Origin of the sequence: Pseudomonas sp. FW300-N2F2, assembly GCF_017351655.1 — a bacterium.
Taxonomy (GTDB): Bacteria; Pseudomonadota; Gammaproteobacteria; order Pseudomonadales; family Pseudomonadaceae; genus Aquipseudomonas; species Aquipseudomonas fluorescens_AA.
This window is the reverse complement of the sequence record NZ_JACNDQ010000002.1, coordinates 1,315,548-1,332,634: the sequence shown is the minus strand read 5'-3', so window position 1 is coordinate 1,332,634 and position 17,087 is coordinate 1,315,548. Positions and strand designations below refer to the sequence as shown.

Genomic DNA, 17,087 nt, shown 5'->3' with positions numbered 1-17,087 from the left:
CCTCCCATGAAAAAGCACGTGGTGTTGTACAAAGCGCTGTCACCTCAATTGATGGCTCGCCTGCAAGCCCAGGCCCAAGTCACGCTCATCGAACGCCTCGATGCCCAGGGCCTGGCACAACTGCGCGACGCCCTGCCCACGGCCCACGGCCTGCTGGGCGCCAGCCTCAAGCTGGATGCGGCGCTGCTGGACCTGGCGCCGAACCTGCAAGCCATCGCCAGCGTCTCGGTGGGGGTCGATAACTACGACATCGACTACCTGACTGAACGTCGGATCCTGCTGACCAATACCCCGGACGTGCTCACCGAAACCACCGCGGACACCGGTTTCGCCCTGATCCTGGCAACCGCCCGGCGCGTGGTGGAACTGGCCAACCTGGTCCGCGAAGGCGGCTGGCAACAGAGCATCGGCCCCCGGCATTTCGGCACCGACGTCCATGGCAAGACCCTGGGCATCATCGGCATGGGGCGCATCGGCGAAGCCTTGGCCCAGCGCGGGCACTTCGGCTTCGGCATGCCGGTGCTCTACCACAGCCACTCGCCCAAGCCCGCGGTCGAGCAGCGTTTCGGTGCGCGTTACTGCAGTCTCGAAACATTGTTGCAGCAGGCGGACTTCGTTTGCCTGACCTTGCCCTTGACGGCTGAAACCCAAGGGCTGATCGATGCGCAGGCGTTTGCGAGAATGCGTCCCGAGACCCTCTTCATCAATATCTCCCGAGGCAAAGTGGTGGATGAAGCGGCACTGATCGACGCCCTGCGCAACAAACAGATCCGTGGCGCGGGGCTGGATGTGTTCGAGCACGAACCCTTGAATGCCGATTCGCCGCTGTTGCAGATGGACAACGTGGTAGCGACACCGCACATGGGCTCGGCCACCCACGAGACCCGGGAAGCGATGGCGCGCTGCGCCGTGGACAACCTGCTGGCGGCATTGGCGGGGGAGCGACCGGAGAACCTGGTGAATTTGGGGGTGTGGAAAGGCTGAGCAATCATCCGAGCACAGCAGCGCTTCTGTGGCGAGGGAGCTTGCTCCCGCTGGGTTGCGAAGCGACCCTTAAAGGGCTGGATGCGGCCTGCCTGATACACCGAGGTGGCGGGCTTCGGGTCTGCTGCGCAGCCCAGCGGGAGCAAGCTCGGCTCCCACAGGTTTTTGCGGTTTGCCCAGGATTTAAGGAATGCCACAAGGGCTATGTCGGCTGGCGGGTTTCGATGTTGTCCAGTGCACGGTTCGCCAGCAGGCTGCCCAGTTCGATCAGTTGCTGAATGCCCAGGAGGAAATGCCGGCGTGAACCGTCCAGGTCGAAGGCCAGGTCATTGACCATGGCATTGGCCGAAGCCAGGGTTTCGCTGAGGTTGGCAAGCAGGCTTTCGGTGTCGATGTCTTTGTTGACGGTGAAGAGTTGGCCCAGGGCAGGTTCTGCTTCGGGTTTGTCCGGTTTGGGGTTCAGGTAATGGTCGAGGACTCGGTCGGTGACTTCGTCGTGTTTCTGGGACTTGGTTTTTGGACGCGGTGAGGTCGGTTCGGTGTTCGGGGGATTGGGGGTAGCTTTGAACATAAATAGAATCTCATGTGGGATAGGAGGAACCACCACCTCGCTACCAAACGAGGGTGGCGGCCATACGAAGGTTGGTAGACCGGCCCACATGAACTCCGGCGCGCTCGAGAGCGCCCTACGCATGGCCACCATCAAATACAAATGCTGAGATGCACTTGTAAAAAGTGACGCTTGCGTCATGTAGAGAGCCGGGCTACCAAACCCGATCGCTGATTCATCAGCGACCCGAAAACGATAGAACCTGCCTCCCAAGCGCACAAGCCGGCGGATTCTGGCGCAGTTGTAGGCAATGGCGCAAGACAACATAGCCTGTTCCAGAGCACTCCTACATCCCGATAAACACCCCTTCACTTTGTGAGTGCTTCCCACTGGAGCGCCAGCCCGGTCAAGCGGGAGCAAGCTCCCTCGCTACGGGGTAAGTGCGCCTGTCCGGGTGGGATTCATGGCAAGCAAACCCACCTCACAATCTTTCCAAGCCGATCACAATTCACACGGCCAATCAAAATCCCGTTAGTCGCCACCCCCCGCCATGCATTAAAGTAACGCCCCCAGCCCCGGCGTTATCCGAACGCCTGGGGCCACCCTTTCCAGGAACAGTCACCGATGGAACATCGTGAAGCGCTGCTTGCGCTGCGAACCTTTCTTTCAACGCAGATTCTCGGCCAGGAAAAACTCATCGAGCGCCTGCTCATCGCTTTGCTCGCCGACGGTCATATGCTGGTGGAAGGCGCGCCTGGGCTGGCCAAGACCAAGGCCATCAAAGAGCTGGCCGAGGGCATCGAAGCGCAGTTCCATCGTATCCAGTTCACCCCTGACCTGCTGCCCGCCGACATTACCGGCACGGAAATCTATCGGCCGGAAACCGGCAGTTTCGTGTTCCAGCAAGGGCCGATTTTCCATAACCTTGTGCTGGCGGACGAAATCAACCGCGCCCCGGCCAAGGTCCAGTCGGCCCTGCTCGAAGCCATGGCCGAACGCCAGGTCAGTGTCGGGCGCAGCACGTATGAACTGTCGCCGCTGTTCCTGGTGATGGCCACGCAGAACCCGATCGAGCAGGAAGGCACCTACCCGCTGCCCGAAGCCCAGCTCGACCGATTCCTGATGCACGTCAAGATCGGTTTTCCCGATGCTGCCGTGGAACGGCGCATCCTGCAGCAGGCCCGGGGTGAAGCGCTGAACGGCGAGACCAAGCCCGAGCGCCGCGTGAGCCAGCAGGCGATCTTCTCCGCACGCAAGGAAATCCTCGGGTTGTACATGGCCGACGCCGTGGAGGAGTACCTGGTGCAACTGATCATGGCCACCCGCAACCCGGCCAAGTTCGATCCGGAAATGGCCGAATGGATCGCCTACGGCGCCAGTCCGCGGGGTTCCATCGCCCTTGACCGCTGCGCCCGTGCCCATGCCTGGCTGGCCGGGCGCGACTTTGTCAGCCCGGAAGATATCCAGGCCGTGCTGTTCGACGTGCTGCGCCATCGCATCATCCTGTCGTTCGAAGCCGAGGCCGCCGGCATCGACCAGGACCGGGTCGTGCAGCGGATTCTCGACGTCGTCGCTGTCGCTTGAGCATGAGTCATGAATAACCCCCTGGCGCCCGCACCGGGCATCCGCGTCAGCCTTTCGGAGCTGATCGAGATGCGCCATCGCGTGCGCGAGGTGCAACTGTTCTCGACACCGGGCCAGCGCAGCCCGCTGATCGGCCTGCACCACTCCAAGCTGCGCGGGCGTGGGGTGGATTTCGACCAGGTGCGGGTCTACCAGGCCGGCGACGACGTACGCACCATTGACTGGCGCGTCACCGCCCGGACCCAGGAGCCTCACACCAAGCTGTTCCACGAAGAGCGGGAGCGGCCGATCTTCATCATGATCGAGCAAAGCCACCGGCTGTTCTTCGGCTCGGGACTGATGTTCAAGTCGGTACTCGCCGCCCAGGCCGCCAGCCTGATCGGCTGGGCCGCGCTGGGGCACAACGACCGGGTCGGCGGCCTGGTGTTCGGCAACAACACCCATTACGAGGTCAAGCCGCGGCGCAGCAAACAGAGCCTGTTGCAATTGCTCAACCGGCTGGTGCGGGTCAATCAGTCACTGCACACCGAGGGCGAGCCGGACCGCGACTCGTTCGGCATTGCCCTGCGTCGAGCCCGGGAAGTGCTGCGGCCCGGCAGCCTGGTGATCGTGATTTGCGACGAACGTGCGTTGTCCGACAGCGCCGAACAGCAGCTGAGCCTGCTGTCGCGTCATTGCGACCTGTTGCTGCTGCCGCTGTCGGACCCGCTGGATCACGCCTTGCCCGCCGCCGGCTTGCTGCGTTTCGCCCAGCGTGGCGCGCAGTTGGAGCTCGACACCCTGAATTTCGAACTGCGCCAGGCCTATCGCGCCCAGGCCGAGGCACGCCAGGCGCGTTGGGAATTGCTGGCGCAAAAGCTGCGAATCCTGATGATGCCCCTGAGTACCCAGGGCGACATGGTCGAGCAACTGCGCGAATACCTGAACCCCAAGCGGGCCGGGAAAAGCCGATGAGCAGTCTCGATCAATTGCAGCCGCTGATGGCGCCACCGCCCATTGGCTTCTGGCCGCCCGCACCGGGCTGGTGGTTGCTACTGCTGATGTTGCCGTTGCTGGGCCTGGGGCTGTGGCAATTGCGCCGGTTCATTCCCGCCAAGCGTACCGCCGACCGCAGCGAGCAACCCCTGGACCCGGTGCGCCTGGCCGCCCTGGCCGAACTCGCCCGGCTGCCCAAGCCCTACGACGGCGCGCCGGCCGGTGCCTGGTTGCAGCAACTCAACGGGCTGCTCAAGCGCCTGTGTCGCAACCACTACCCCTACAGCCAGAGCCACACCCTCAACGGGCGCAAATGGCTGGCCTTCCTGGACAACCGTTGCCCGGCCGCTGGCTTGACGCGCTGGATGGTGCTGGTGGAAGGCGCCTACAAGCCCGAATGCAAGCTCGATGACAAAGCCATCGCCGGCCTGACCCAGGCGGTCGAAATCTGGATTCGCAAACATGTTTGAATTCGCCTGGCCGTGGGTGTTCGCCCTCTTGCCGCTGCCCTGGCTGATGCGCCTGGTGCTGCCGGCGGCCGACAGCGGCGAGCCGGCGCTCAAGGTCAGCTTCCTCGGCGACCTGGAAGGCCTGGTGGGCCGTCGGGCCCGGGCCAATCTGCCGACCTGGCGGCAACAGGCACCCTTTATCCTGCTCTGGCTGCTGTTGCTGATCGCCGCTGCACGACCGCAGTGGCTGGGGGAACCGCTGCCCATTGCCGCCAGCGGTCGCGACCTGCTGGTGGCGGTGGACGTCTCGGGCTCCATGGACTTTCCCGACATGCAGTGGAAGGACGAAGAAGTCAGTCGCCTCACGCTGGTCCAGCACATGCTCGGGGATTTTCTCGAAGGCCGCGAAGGTGACCGGGTCGGCCTGATCCTGTTCGGCAGCCAGGCCTACTTGCAGGCACCGCTGACCTTCGACCGCCGCACCGTGCGTCGTTGGCTCGACGAGGCGCGCATCGGCATCGCCGGCAAGAATACCGCCATCGGCGACGCCATCGGCCTGGCCCTCAAGCGCCTGCGCCAACGTCCGGCCCACAGTCGCGTACTGATCCTGGTCACCGACGGCGCCAACAACGGCGGCGAAATAGACCCGCTGACCGCCGCGCGGCTGGCCGCCGACGAAGGCGTGAAAATCTACCCGATCGGCATTGGTGCCGACCCGGAACAAAGTGGCACGGCGGGCTTCCTCGGCGTCAACCCGAGCCTGGACCTCGACGAGCCGACCCTCAAGGACATTGCCCAGGTCACGGGCGGTCGCTATTTTCGCGCCCAGGATGGCGAGCAATTGCTGGCGATCAAGACCACCCTCGACCAGCTCGAACCGGTGACCCAGCAACCGACCCAGGCACGCCCTGCCCTGGCGCTGTATCACTGGCCCCTGGCCGCTGCGCTGCTGTTGAGCATATTGCTGGTGGCCCGGGCGCGCTGGCCGGACAATCCACTGCAACGTCTGTTCAACCAGCCGCTGTTCCAACCGTCCCAACACACCGAGTGGCGCCAGCGGCTCAAGCGCCTGCGCTTGCGGAGGCGTCGATGATCGCCCTCTGGCCGCACTGGCTGCGCCCCTGGTTTGTGTTGCTGCTGCCGTTGCTGGGCTGGTTGCTCTGGCAACTGTGGCACCGGCAGAAACGGGTGGGCCGCTGGCAGATGATCCTGCCGCCGGCCTTTCATGCGGTACTGCTCAGTGGCGGCAGTGGTCGGGAAAGCCGGCTGCCGTGGATTGCCCTGGGCCTGGGCTGGCTGTTGATCGTGCTGGCGTTGCTGGGGCCAAGCTGGGCGCGGGTCGAACAGACCAGCCAGAAACCCGCCGATCCGCTGATAGTGATACTGGAACTGACCCCGGAAATGCTCGCCACCGATGTCCCGCCCACGCGCCTGGAACAGGCCCGGCGCAAGGTGCTGGACCTGTTGCAGAACCGTAGCGATGCCCAGACCGCGATCATCGTCTATGCCGGCAGCGCCCACACGCTGGTGCCGCTGTCCGACGACCTGGCCACCAGCACCAACCTGCTCGAAGCCCTCGCGCCGTCGATCATGCCCCAAAGCGGCCATCGCGCCGACCTGGCCGTTCATAAAGCCATGGCCCTGCTGGACCAGGGTGAACTCGGCCACGGTCGAATCCTGCTGATCGGTTCGTCGTTGAACGAGCAGGAACGTGAAGGCATCCGCCAGGTCCTGGACGGTTCCGCCACACAATGGCTGATGCTGGGCATCGGTACCCGCGAAGGCGCACCGGTGGCCCAGGAAGATGGCAGTTACCTCAAGGATGCCCAGGGTTCGATCCTGGTTCCGCGCCTGGACAGCCCGGGCCTCAAGGCCTTCGCCAACGAGCTGGACGGTCGCTACCGACCGGCGCGGCTGGACGACAGCGACCTGCGCGGCCTGGGTCTGCTGGACGGTCCTCGCCATCTGCGCAGCGACGGCCAGACATTGCGCCTGGACACCTGGGCCGACCAGGGTTATTGGCTGCTCCTGCCCTTGTTGCTGCTGGCCGCTTGCGCCGGGCGTCGAGGCTGGCTGTTCTGCCTGCCGCTGCTGTTCATGTTGCCGCAAACCGGCCACGCTTTCGAATTCCAGGACCTGTGGTTGCGCCCCGACCAGCAGGGCCAGCACTTGCTCAAGCAAAAGCGCCCCGCCGAAGCCGCCGCCCACTTCGAAGACAGCCAATGGCAAGGCGTCGCCCTGTACGAAGCCGGCCAATACAGCGAAGCCGCCCGGCGCTTCGCCGAAGGCAACGACGCCCGTGCCCACTACAATCGTGGCAACGCCCTGGCCCGAAGCGGTGAGCTGGAAGCCGCACTGGATGCCTATGAACAAGCCCTGGAATTGCAACCCGACCTGCGCCCGGCCCAGACCAACAAGGCCCTGGTGCAGAACCTGTTGAACGAACAGGCACCACCGACGCCAGAGCCCAAGCCCGCCGAACGCGAGGAACCGGGCCAGGGCGAGCAAACGCCGGATAGCACTTCGACGAGTCAATCTTCCGAAGCGGGCCAACCCTCCGCCGAGGCAACCGCGACACCGGACGAATCCCAGCCGCCACGGACCGCGCAAGCGCCCACCGCCCAGGATGTGCCGGGCAGCGAGCTGCCTGACGAGCAGACCACCACGCCGCCGCTGCGTCCCGCCGCCGGCCAGCGCAATGAAGAAGAACAACGCCAGGCCATGGAACAATGGCTGCGCCAGATCCCGGACAATCCCGGCGAGCTGCTCAGGCGTAAATTCTGGTATGAACAGCAAAGCCATCAGGCCCAGGGAAAAACCCCATGACCCGCTTCACCGCCTACTTCCTCGTCTTGCTGCTCTGGGCCTCTGGAACCCAGGCTGCACAGCTGACGGCCAGTGTGGACCGCAGCCGCCTGAACTCCGGGGAAACGGTGGAGCTGACCCTGGAATCCAACGACGCCACGTTGTTCGGCAAACCCGACCTGGGCCCGCTCCAGGCCTTGTTCGATGTGCGCGGCACCCGTCAGGTCAACCAGTTGACGACCCTTGACGGCGAGAACCGCGCCACCACCCGCTGGATCGTCACCCTGCTGCCGCGCCAAAGCGGTACCGTGATCATCCCCCCGCTGCAACTGGGCGAAGTGACCAGCCAGCCGATCACCTTGCAAGTCATCGAAAGCGAAACCCGCAATGCGTCCGGGACCCTGGCACCGGTGTTCATCGAGGCCAGCCTCGACCAGACCCAGGTGTATGTGCAGGCCCAGGCAATCCTGACGTTGCGCATCTACCATTCGGTGTCGCTGTACGACGACAGCAGCCTGACGCCACTGCACATCCCCGATGCCCGCACCGAACAACTGGGCGAATCGCGCACCTATGAAAAGGTCATCAACGATGTGCGCCACGGCGTGATCGAGCTGCGTTATGGCATCTACCCGCAACGTAGCGGCGAGCTGACGATCCCGGCCCAGACCTTCAGCGCCACCCTGGTCGAACCGGTGGCCCAGGACGCAGCCCCTTCGGGCCCCAAGCCCGGCCAATTGATGCGGGTAAGCTCCGAGCTCCTGCAACTGAGCGTCAAGCCCAAGCCCGCCAGCTACCCGGCCGATGTGCCTTGGCTGCCGGCACGCAGCCTGTCCTTGAGCGAGAGCTGGAGCCCGGAGCCGACCCACAGCCAGGTGGGCGACTCCCTGACCCGCAGCCTGACCCTGGAAGCCGAAGGCCTGGCCAGCGCCCAACTGCCACCGCTGCCGGCCACTGAGATCAATGGCCTGCGACGTTATCCGGACCAGCCGGTACTCAGCAGCCGCAGCAGTGAACGCGGGTTGGTGGGCAGCCGCGAAGACCGCGAGGCGCTGGTGCCCAACCGTAGCGGCACCATCGAGCTGCCACCGGTGGAAGTGGTCTGGTGGAACACCCTGGAAGATCACCTGGACCGCACCAGCCTCCCGGCGCGGACCCTGCAGGTGGCGAACAATCCGAGCCTGATGGTGGATACACCCGCCGGCACGGCGCAGATCGTGACGACGGTCGACAGCGAGACCCTGTGGTATTGGCAACTGAGCAGCCTGATCCTGGCCTGCACGACGCTGCTCGGCTTCGGTTTGTGGTGGCGCGCCCGCTGGCAGCCGGCCATCCTGCGCTCGACCCAGGCCGGACCGAGCCCGCGCACCCTGCTGGACGACCTCAAGCGCACCTGCCTGGCCAACGACCCCCACGCCACCCGCCAGGCCCTGGACGCCTGGGCCCGCCAGCAACCGGAAACCCTGGCCGACATGGCGGCGCGTTTCGTGCCGCTGTCCGACGCCCTGGACGGCCTCAACGGCGCGCTCTACAGCGAGACCGGCCAGCATTGGCAAGGCGAAGACCTGTGGCGCGCGATCCGCACCATCCCGCCCACCGAAGGGGTGCTGGATTCGGCCGGTGATTCGGGATTGCCACCGCTTTACCCCAAATAACCCACGCATTGTCTTGCAGCTTTTGCAGCTTTTGCAGCTTTTGCAGCTTTTGCAGCTTTTGTGGCTTTTGTGGCTTTTGTGGCTTTTGTGGCTTTTGTGGCTTTTGTGGCTTTTGTGGCTTTTGTGGCTTTTGTGGCTTTTGTGGCGAGGGAGCTTGCTCCCGCTCGATTGCGCAGCAATCGCAAAAAGGGGCCGCTGCGCAGCCCAGCGGGAGCAAGCTCCCTCGCCACAGGGGCGTGTTCAAATAGATCCCATGAAGTTGAACAAGTCCTCCCCCCCGTTTCCCAGTAAACTCTCCTTCTTTTAGCCGCCCTTCTCTTCCCCGCGGCCATCATCTGTTTTCTGGAGTTTGCCTTGCGTCTGTTTCACACCTCCGACTGGCACCTGGGGCAAAACCTGCACGGTCAGGAACGCGATTTCGAACACGCCTGTTTCCTCGACTGGCTGCTGCGCCAGCTGACCCACGAAAAACCCGACGTGCTGCTGATCGCCGGCGACATCTTCGACACCGTCAACCCGCCGGTCAAAGCCCAGGAGCGGCTCTACGACTTCATCGTCAGCGCCCATGAGCAAAACGCCAACCTGACCATCGTGATGATCGCCGGCAACCACGACTCCGGCTCGCGAATCGAACTGCCCGCGCCGCTGATGCGACGCTTGCGCACCCACGCCCTGGGCCGGGTGTTGTGGCTGGACGACGGCCAACTGGACGTCGAGCGCCTGTTGTTGCCATTGCCCGATGCCAAGGGCAAGGTCAAGGCGTGGTGCCTGGCCCTGCCGTTCCTGCGTCCCGCCGAAGTCACCGGCGCGCAACTGGGCGACGACTACCTGCGGGGTATCGGCCAGGTGCATGAGTGGCTGATCGCCGCGGCCAACAGCAAGCGCAAGAAGGGCCAGGCGCTGATTGCCATCAGTCATGCGCACATGGCCGGCGGTTCGGTGTCCGAGGACTCCGAGCGCAGCCTGATCATCGGCAACGCCGAGGCCCTGCCCGCCAGCCTGTTCGGCCCGAGCATCAGCTACGTCGCCCTCGGCCACTTGCACAAACCGCAGAAGGTCAACGGCGAAGAGCGCATCCGCTACAGCGGCTCGCCGATCCCGCTGTCATTCTCGGAAATTGGCTACCAGCATCAGATTCTCGACATCACCCTGGACGGCGAAACCCTGGTCAAGGTCGAACCGCGCCTGATTCCCCGGGCCGTCAACCTGCAACGCCTGGGTCCGGCTCCCTTGGCCGATATCCTTGGGCAACTCAAGGAGCTGCCCGACATCGACCTGTTGGCCGACATCCAGCGCCAACCCTGGCTGGAAGTGCGGGTGCGCCTCGACGAACCGCAGCCGGACCTGCGCCACCAGGTTGAAACCGCACTGCAAGGCAAGGCCGTGCGCCTGGTACGGATCGCCGCAGAGTATGCCGGCAACGGTGGCGCCGGCAGTGCCGATGACGGCAGCGCGCTGGTGGAACTGGATCAACTCAGCCCGCAGGAACTGTTCAGCCGCGCCTGGCAGGACACCTATGGCAACGAAGTGGATGAACAGACCCTCAAGGACTTTGCCGTGCTGTTGCAAGACGTGCAGATGGAGAGCGAGCAACCATGAAGATCCTCGCGATCCGCCTGAAGAACCTGGCGTCCCTGGCCGGGCCTTTTGAAATCGATTTCACCGCCGAACCCTTGGCCAGCGCCGGCCTGTTCGCCATTACCGGTCCCACCGGCGCCGGCAAGAGCACGCTGCTCGACGCCTTGTGCCTGGCGCTGTTCGGCGCCGTGCCGCGCCTCAACAACACCGGTCGCGATGCCAAGGTGCCGGACGTCGATGGCGAGATTGCCACGGGCGATCCGCGCACACTGTTGCGCCGTGGCACCGGCGATGGTTTTGCCGAAGTGGATTTTCGCGGCATCGACGGGCGCCGCTACCGGGCCCGCTGGGAAGCCAATCGCGCCCGGGAAAAGGCCGGCGGCAAATTACAAGCCAGCCGCCAGAGCCTGCGGGACCTGGACAACGATCAACTGCTGGCGAGCCAGAAAGGCGAATACAAGACCCAGCTCGAAGCCGCCCTTGGCCTGAACTTCGAGCAGTTCACCCGCGCCGTGTTGCTGGCCCAGAGCGAGTTCAGCGCGTTCCTCAAGGCCGATGACAACGACCGCAGCGAACTGCTGGAAAAACTCACCGACACCGCCCTGTATACCCGCCTCGGTCGTCGCGCCTTCGACAAGGCCAAGCAAGCCAAGGAAACCCACAAACAGCTGCACGACCAGGCCACCGGTGTCACCCCGCTGGCCCCCGAAGCCCGGGCCGAGCTCGACCAGCGCTTCAACGACGCCCAGCAACAACTCAAGGCCCAACAGGCGCAACTCAAGCAACTGGAGCAACAACACACCTGGCTGCGCGACCTGCGCCAATTGCAGGATGAACACGCCAGCGCCGCCGAACAGTTGCAACAGGCCCAGGCCGATTGGCACGCCCTGGCCGACGAACGCCTGAAACTGACCCGCCTGGAACAGTTGGCGCCCCAACGCCATCAGTTCATCCGCCAGGCGGAACTGAGCCGACAGCTCGAGCCCTTGGCCGCGCAGATCCAGCAGCTCACCCAGCAGCAAATCGACCTGCACCAGCAGCAAGCCGAACTCGAAAAAGGCCTGGGCGTCACGCAACTGGCATTGGTCGCGGCCCGGCAACAAAGGGGCGACAGTGCGCCGTTATTACGCCAGGCTTTCGAGGAGCAAAGCACCCTCGCCCGTCTCGTCAGGGACGCCAGCCAGGCCGCCGGGCATCAGGACCAGGCGCAACAGGCCTGCACCGAAGGCCAGCGCGCCATCGACACCTTGCTCGAACAACAGAAACAGGTGGCCGAGCGCTTGCAGCGAATCGCCGGCGAGCTTGAACAAAGTACGCACCTGGCACCGCTGAGCGACGCCTGGAACGCTTATCGCGATCGCCTCCAACAACTGATGCTGATCGGCAATCGCCTGAACCAGGGCCAGGCCGAACTCTCCATGCTGGAGCAAGGCGCCGCCCGTGCCGCCGAGGAACTGGCCAGCCGCCGGCAAGACCTTGAGGTGCTGTACAAGGAAGCCGGCGCCGAGCCGGAGGCCGTGGCCGAACAGATCCAATTGCTCGGCACCCTGCTGCAAGACAACCGCAAGCAACTGCGCGCCTTCGAAGACCTGACCCGGCTGTGGGCCAGTCAGCAAGAACTGGACAAACGGGGTGCCGAGCTCGAGCAACGCCAACAACAGGCGTTGCAGGAACGTGACCGCCTGGTGCGTGAGGGCGGCGAAGCCAAGGCCGAACTGACCATCGCCGAACAGACCCTGACCGTGACCCGCGAACTGCTGGAACGCCAGCGCCTGGCCCGCAGTGAAAGCGTCGAACAACTGCGCGCACAGTTGCAGGACGAGCAGCCCTGTCCGGTGTGTGGCAGCGTCGAGCATCCCTATCATCAGCCCGAAGCCCTGCTGGAAAACCTCGGACGCTTCGATGAAGCCGAAGAGGCCAACGCCCGCAAAGCCGTCGAACAGCTCAATGAGAAAGTCATCGACCTGCGGGCGCAATACAGCGGGGTCATTGCCCAGCTCAAGGAACTCAAACAACAACAGGAACAGCTCGCCAGCCAGCAACAGAGCCTGGCCCCCAGCCTGGAAGCCCACCCGTTGTCAGCGCAACTGCTGGCCCAGGACTCGAGCAAGCGCGACGCCTGGCTGACTCAACAGAACAGCCAATTGCACCTGCGCATCGGCCAGGACGAACAACGCCAAGCCGCCCTGCTGACCCTGCAGCAGGACGCCGCACGCCTGGGCCAGCGCCTGCGCGAGGCCGAAACGGCCAGCCAGCAGGCGTCACACCACCTGGGCAACCAGCAGCAAGCACTGGCCCGCGACCGCCAGCGCCTGGACGAGGAACTGAACCACTTCAGTGCCCTGCTGCCGGCGGACACCTTGCAGGCCTTGCGCAGCGAACCCGCCGCGACCTTCCTGCAGCTCGACCAGCAGATTGCCCAACGCCTGGAGCAACTGGAACAGCAGCGCGACGAACTGGACGAACAACGCCAGCGCCAGCAGACCCTGGAGAAAGAGCAGGACCGCCAGCAGACCCGCGTCCAGCAACTGGAAGCGGCCCGCCTGCAATTCAGCGCCCTGAGCGAGCAACAGCAGGCCTGCCAGGAGAAACTCGCGCAACTGCTCGGCGAGCACCTCAGCGCCGAACAATGGCAACAACAACTCGACCAGCGCCTGGAACAGACCCGCGAGGCCGAGGCGACGGCCAATCAGCAGTTGCAGCAAGTGCGCAACAGCCTTGTGCAGCTGGCCGCCGAACTCAAGGCCCGCCAGGAACAGGCGCAGTCCCTGGACCACGAACTTCAGGCGTTGACCACGGGTATCGCGCAGTGGCGCACCGGCCATCCTGAACTGGACGATGCCGCCCTTGAAGCCCTGCTCGGCCTGGACGAGCAACACCTCGGCCAGTTGCGCCAGCGCTTGCTCAACAGCGAAAAAGCCATCGAACAGACCAGCGTATTGCTCACCGAACGCGAGCAGCGCCTGCACAACCACCAGGCCCAGCACAACGGCAACCTGGCGCCCGAGCAACTCGCCGAAGCCCTCGCCGAACTGCAAACCCAATTCGCCGTCAGCGAACAGCGTTGCGCCGAACTGCGTGCCGAACAGGCCGAGGACCAGCGCCGGCAGAACGCCAACCAAGCCCTGGCCCAGCAGATCGAACAGGCCTACGCCGAATACCAGCGCTGGGCACGCCTCGATGCCCTGATCGGTTCGGCCACCGGCGACCGCTTCCGCAAGCTGGCCCAGGCCTACAACCTCGACTTGCTGGTGCATCACGCCAATGCCCAACTGCGGCAACTGGTGCGCCGCTACCGGCTCAAGCGTGGCGGCAGCATGCTCGGTCTGCTGGTGATGGACACGGAAATGGGTGATGAACTGCGCTCGGTGCATTCGTTGTCTGGCGGCGAAACCTTCCTGGTCTCCCTCGCCCTGGCCTTGGGCCTGGCCTCGATGGCGTCCAGCACATTGAAGATCGAATCGCTGTTCATCGACGAAGGCTTCGGCAGCCTCGACCCCGAATCGCTGCAACTGGCGATGGACGCCCTCGACGGCTTGCAGGCCCAAGGCCGCAAGGTCGCGGTGATCTCCCACGTGCAGGAAATGCACGAGCGGATCCCGGTGCAGATCCAGGTCCGTCGCCAGGGCAACGGGTTGAGCACCGTGGAGGTGAAATGAGCCGCGCCACGCTCTATTCCTTCCGCCGCTGCCCCTACGCGATGCGGGCGCGCATGGCCTTGCGCTACAGCGCGGTCGACATGGCGATTGTCGAAGTCAGCCTGAAGGCCAAGCCCGCCGAGATGCTCGCCCTCTCCAGCAAAGGCACGGTGCCGGTGCTGCAGGTCGATGGCCGAGTGATCGATGAAAGCCTGGAGATCATGAACTGGGCCTTGGCCCGGCACGACCCGCAAGACTGGCGGCTACGGGACAACGCCGACGGCCAGGCGTTGACGGCGGCGTTGATCGAGGAAAACGACCAGGTGTTCAAGCTGCACTTGAATCGCTACAAGTACCCCGAGCGCTACCCCGAGTACCCGAAGGAGCATTACCGCAGCCAGGGCGAAGACTTTCTGCGCCGCCTGGAAGCACTGCTTGCAACCCGGCCGTTTCTGGCAGCTGAGCACCAGAGCCTGGCGGACGTGGCAGTGATGCCCTTCATACGGCAATTCGCCCACGTCGACCGCGACTGGTTTGCCCAGGCGCCCTATCCGCGGCTGCAGGATTGGTTGCAGAGGTTCCTGGAGTCCGAGCTGTTTGTGGCGATCATGGCCAAATAACAGCCCGTACCTGTTTTTGTGGCGAGGGAGCTTGCTCCCGCTGGGCCGCGCAGCGGACCCTTTTTTGCGATTGCTGTGCAATCGAGCGGGAGCAAGCTCCCTCGCCACAAAGGCATTCCTGCAACCCGATTGTTGCCTGGTCCAATTAGTCGCTCAGCAGACTCAATAAGCGCTCACGCGCCACTTCCAGCTCACCGGCATCCGATTGGGCCGCCGAGACAATCGGCGTGGAGTAGAGAAACAGCAGCATCACTGCCAGACGCATCGCCATGGTGTCGATCCTTATCTGCGAAGGAGTCAATTTGTCAGCGTCAAATTTAAACACATGGCCAAGTGATATTACAGCGGGATTTTTCCAGAAACGGCGAAGCCTGCGATCTTTTCTCTTTCACCCGATATCAGTGAAGATGAAAAGATCGCAGGCTTCAGGCGTTGCGCGAGATTTCAGTGTTGGGTCTTGTGGTCCAGCGCCGCATAGAAGTTGGCGCTTTGTTGCAGGTATTTCTCGGTGTAGCTCTGGGTACGGTTTTTCTTGTCGCTGATCTCGACACTGGCACTGGCGGGCAGCGCTACGGTGGCAGAGATGGCGGAAGCGGCGATCACGGAGAAGAGATTCAGATTCATGGCGGTAGACCTCGGATTCAGTTGGCTGACTTGCCCGGTTGGGCCGTGGAGCAAACTTACGCGCCGAGGCGTCTCGCTTTGAAATGCTTTGTAGTACTAGCGAATATCAGTCTCGTTGATACAACGGCGCAGGCCTTGAAAAACAAGGCCTGCGGTCTATTGACGCAGCATGAACTTCAAGTCGCTCGGTGCATCCATCGGCATTTTCTGCACGGTTTTACCCAGCAGGCCGGTCTTCGGATCGCGCTCGACCACCACGATCTGGTTGCTCTTCTGATTGGCAATCAGCAGGAATTTTCCGCTCGGGTCGAGGCTGAACTCCCGCGGATGATCGCCTTCGACCGAGCGCCGCTGCAGCTCTTTGAGCGTACCCGCAGCCGGGTCAATGGCGAACACCAGCACTTCATTGGTGGTGCCACGGTTACTGACGTAGAGGAACTTGCCGTCCCTGGAAGCATGCAGCGCAGCCGCCGCCCTGCCCGGCTGGGGTTTGCCGGCGGCCAAGTCGACCAGTTGGCGCTGGGTCAGGCGGCCGTCCTGGTAATCGAACACCGCCACTTGCGCGCTCATTTCCATGGTCAGCCAGGCGTGCTTGCCGTCAGCGCTGAACAGCAGGTGACGCGGTCCGCTGCCAGGTGGCAACTGCACGAAGGCCGGATCGGCGGCAGTCAGCGGCAGCTCGGGATTGGCCTTGGGGTCGTAGCGGTAGATGAACACCTTGTCCGCCCCCAGGTCGTTGGCGAACACGTACTTGCCATCGGGCGACGACACCGCCGAATGCACATGGGCCGACATCTGCCGCTCGGGGTTGACCCGGCTCGGTTGATGGCTGCTCAACTGCACCACTGGCGACAGCTTGCCGTCGGCACCCACCGGCAATACCGCCAGGGTGCCGCCCGGGTCTTCCACGACCGAATAGTTGCTGACCAGCAGGTGCCGGCCATCGCCGCTGAGGCTGGAATGCGTCGGCTCGTTGCCCAGGGATTGCACCTGGTTGATCAGGCTGATGGCATGGGTCTTCGGGTCGATGGCGTAGCTGCTGACCTTGCCCACCGGGTCTTTCTGGCCCGGACCGTTTTCGTTGACCACGAACAGCCGGGTCAGGTCGGGCGAGAGAGTCAGCCACGAGGGGTTGTCCGTCTTGATCACTTGCAACGGGTTGGCGTCGATCTGGCCGGTACGGCTGTCGAACTGCAACCGATAGATGCCTTGGCTCTGCCCGGCGGTATAAGACCCCACCAGCAGTTGATGACGCTCTTCGGTGTCCGCCTGGACGCCCATGGCGCCCATGGCGCCCAGGCTGCCGGCCATCAACAGCGGCCAGAGACTACGCATTTTCATCTTCGTCGTCCTCATCGTCGTGGCCGCTGGTGGCGTCCACGCATTCCAGACGGTGGTCACCGGAGTCACTGGTGATGATCCAGTGATTCGAAGCCTTGTCGAACGTCGCGGCCTGCATTTGCGCCGGCGTGAAACGCCAATGCTCGAGGGTACGGCCGTTCATGCACTCGACGTGCAGTTGGTCCTGCTCGTCGAGCTCAAAATTGAATGCGTGCAGCCCGTCGATAATCAGCATGTTGCAGGAGTCGAGGGCAAGCAGCAGGGGGTCGGTTACGGCAGTCATG

At 63.8% G+C, this 17,087-nt stretch carries 15 protein-coding genes; 10 read left to right on the top strand and 5 right to left on the bottom strand.

Going from position 1 to position 17,087, the window contains the following annotated elements:
* The first annotated feature begins 6 nt into the window (after nucleotides 1–6).
* Nucleotides 7–984: a D-glycerate dehydrogenase gene (locus tag J4E63_RS20625; protein WP_207283172.1), complete on the top strand. Its 978-nt coding sequence runs from the start codon at nucleotides 7–9 to the stop codon at nucleotides 982–984.
* A gap of 202 nt (nucleotides 985–1,186) precedes the next feature.
* On the opposite strand, the gene J4E63_RS20620 is transcribed toward J4E63_RS20625, so the two are convergent.
* Nucleotides 1,187–1,555 carry a DUF6124 family protein gene (locus tag J4E63_RS20620; RefSeq protein WP_207283171.1) on the bottom strand — a complete coding sequence of 123 codons (369 nt, stop codon included), beginning with the start codon at nucleotides 1,553–1,555 and terminating at the stop codon, nucleotides 1,187–1,189.
* A 603-nt stretch (nucleotides 1,556–2,158) separates the two neighbouring features.
* Between J4E63_RS20620 and J4E63_RS20615 the strand changes: the two genes are divergently transcribed.
* The 9 genes from J4E63_RS20615 to J4E63_RS20575 all read left to right on the top strand — a co-directional run bounded on the left by J4E63_RS20615 (nucleotide 2,159) and on the right by J4E63_RS20575 (nucleotide 14,838).
* Entirely contained in the window at nucleotides 2,159–3,118 is a 960-nt protein-coding gene (locus tag J4E63_RS20615; protein WP_039589986.1) for a MoxR family ATPase, read from the top strand.
* Between the two features lie 9 nt (nucleotides 3,119–3,127).
* A complete protein-coding gene (locus J4E63_RS20610) occupies nucleotides 3,128–4,072 on the top strand; it encodes a DUF58 domain-containing protein (protein WP_060742001.1) in 945 nt (314 codons plus the stop codon).
* Nucleotides 4,069–4,563, top strand: coding sequence for a DUF4381 domain-containing protein (locus J4E63_RS20605; protein WP_060742000.1), 495 nt, complete (start codon nucleotides 4,069–4,071; stop codon nucleotides 4,561–4,563). The genes J4E63_RS20610 and J4E63_RS20605 overlap by 4 nt, the downstream gene beginning before the upstream one ends.
* Nucleotides 4,556–5,635: a VWA domain-containing protein gene (locus J4E63_RS20600; protein ID WP_207283170.1), complete on the top strand. Its 1,080-nt coding sequence runs from the start codon at nucleotides 4,556–4,558 to the stop codon at nucleotides 5,633–5,635. The genes J4E63_RS20605 and J4E63_RS20600 overlap by 8 nt, the downstream gene beginning before the upstream one ends.
* Nucleotides 5,632–7,368, top strand: a complete 1,737-nt coding sequence (locus J4E63_RS20595; RefSeq protein ID WP_207283169.1) for a tetratricopeptide repeat protein — start codon at nucleotides 5,632–5,634, stop codon at nucleotides 7,366–7,368. Before J4E63_RS20600 ends, J4E63_RS20595 begins: the two co-directional genes overlap by 4 nt.
* A complete protein-coding gene (locus J4E63_RS20590; RefSeq protein ID WP_207283168.1) occupies nucleotides 7,365–9,002 on the top strand; it encodes a BatD family protein in 1,638 nt (545 codons plus the stop codon). Before J4E63_RS20595 ends, J4E63_RS20590 begins: the two co-directional genes overlap by 4 nt.
* Nucleotides 9,003–9,356: 354 nt before the next feature.
* Nucleotides 9,357–10,601 (top strand): exonuclease SbcCD subunit D C-terminal domain-containing protein, encoded by a 1,245-nt coding sequence (locus tag J4E63_RS20585; RefSeq protein ID WP_092165397.1) that lies wholly within the window; start codon nucleotides 9,357–9,359, stop codon nucleotides 10,599–10,601.
* A complete protein-coding gene (locus J4E63_RS20580; RefSeq protein ID WP_207283167.1) occupies nucleotides 10,598–14,239 on the top strand; it encodes an AAA family ATPase in 3,642 nt (1,213 codons plus the stop codon). The genes J4E63_RS20585 and J4E63_RS20580 overlap by 4 nt, the downstream gene beginning before the upstream one ends.
* Entirely contained in the window at nucleotides 14,236–14,838 is a 603-nt protein-coding gene (locus tag J4E63_RS20575) for a glutathione S-transferase (protein ID WP_207283166.1), read from the top strand. Before J4E63_RS20580 ends, J4E63_RS20575 begins: the two co-directional genes overlap by 4 nt.
* Nucleotides 14,839–14,983: 145 nt before the next feature.
* Here the strand turns inward: J4E63_RS20575 and J4E63_RS30945 are convergent, their stop codons facing one another.
* The 4 genes from J4E63_RS30945 to J4E63_RS20560 form a co-directional block, all read right to left on the bottom strand.
* Entirely contained in the window at nucleotides 14,984–15,109 is a 126-nt protein-coding gene (locus J4E63_RS30945) for a hypothetical protein (RefSeq protein ID WP_259333991.1), read from the bottom strand.
* Between the two features lie 173 nt (nucleotides 15,110–15,282).
* Entirely contained in the window at nucleotides 15,283–15,462 is a 180-nt protein-coding gene (locus J4E63_RS20570; RefSeq protein WP_003202673.1) for a hypothetical protein, read from the bottom strand.
* Nucleotides 15,463–15,618: 156 nt separating this feature from the next.
* Nucleotides 15,619–16,803 (bottom strand): lactonase family protein, encoded by a 1,185-nt coding sequence (locus J4E63_RS20565; protein WP_207283165.1) that lies wholly within the window; start codon nucleotides 16,801–16,803, stop codon nucleotides 15,619–15,621.
* Complete coding sequence (locus J4E63_RS20560; protein ID WP_192261354.1) at nucleotides 16,790–17,086, bottom strand: DUF5629 family protein; 297 nt, start codon at nucleotides 17,084–17,086, stop codon at nucleotides 16,790–16,792. Before J4E63_RS20560 ends, J4E63_RS20565 begins: the two co-directional genes overlap by 14 nt.
* Between the last annotated feature and the right edge of the window lies 1 nt (nucleotide 17,087).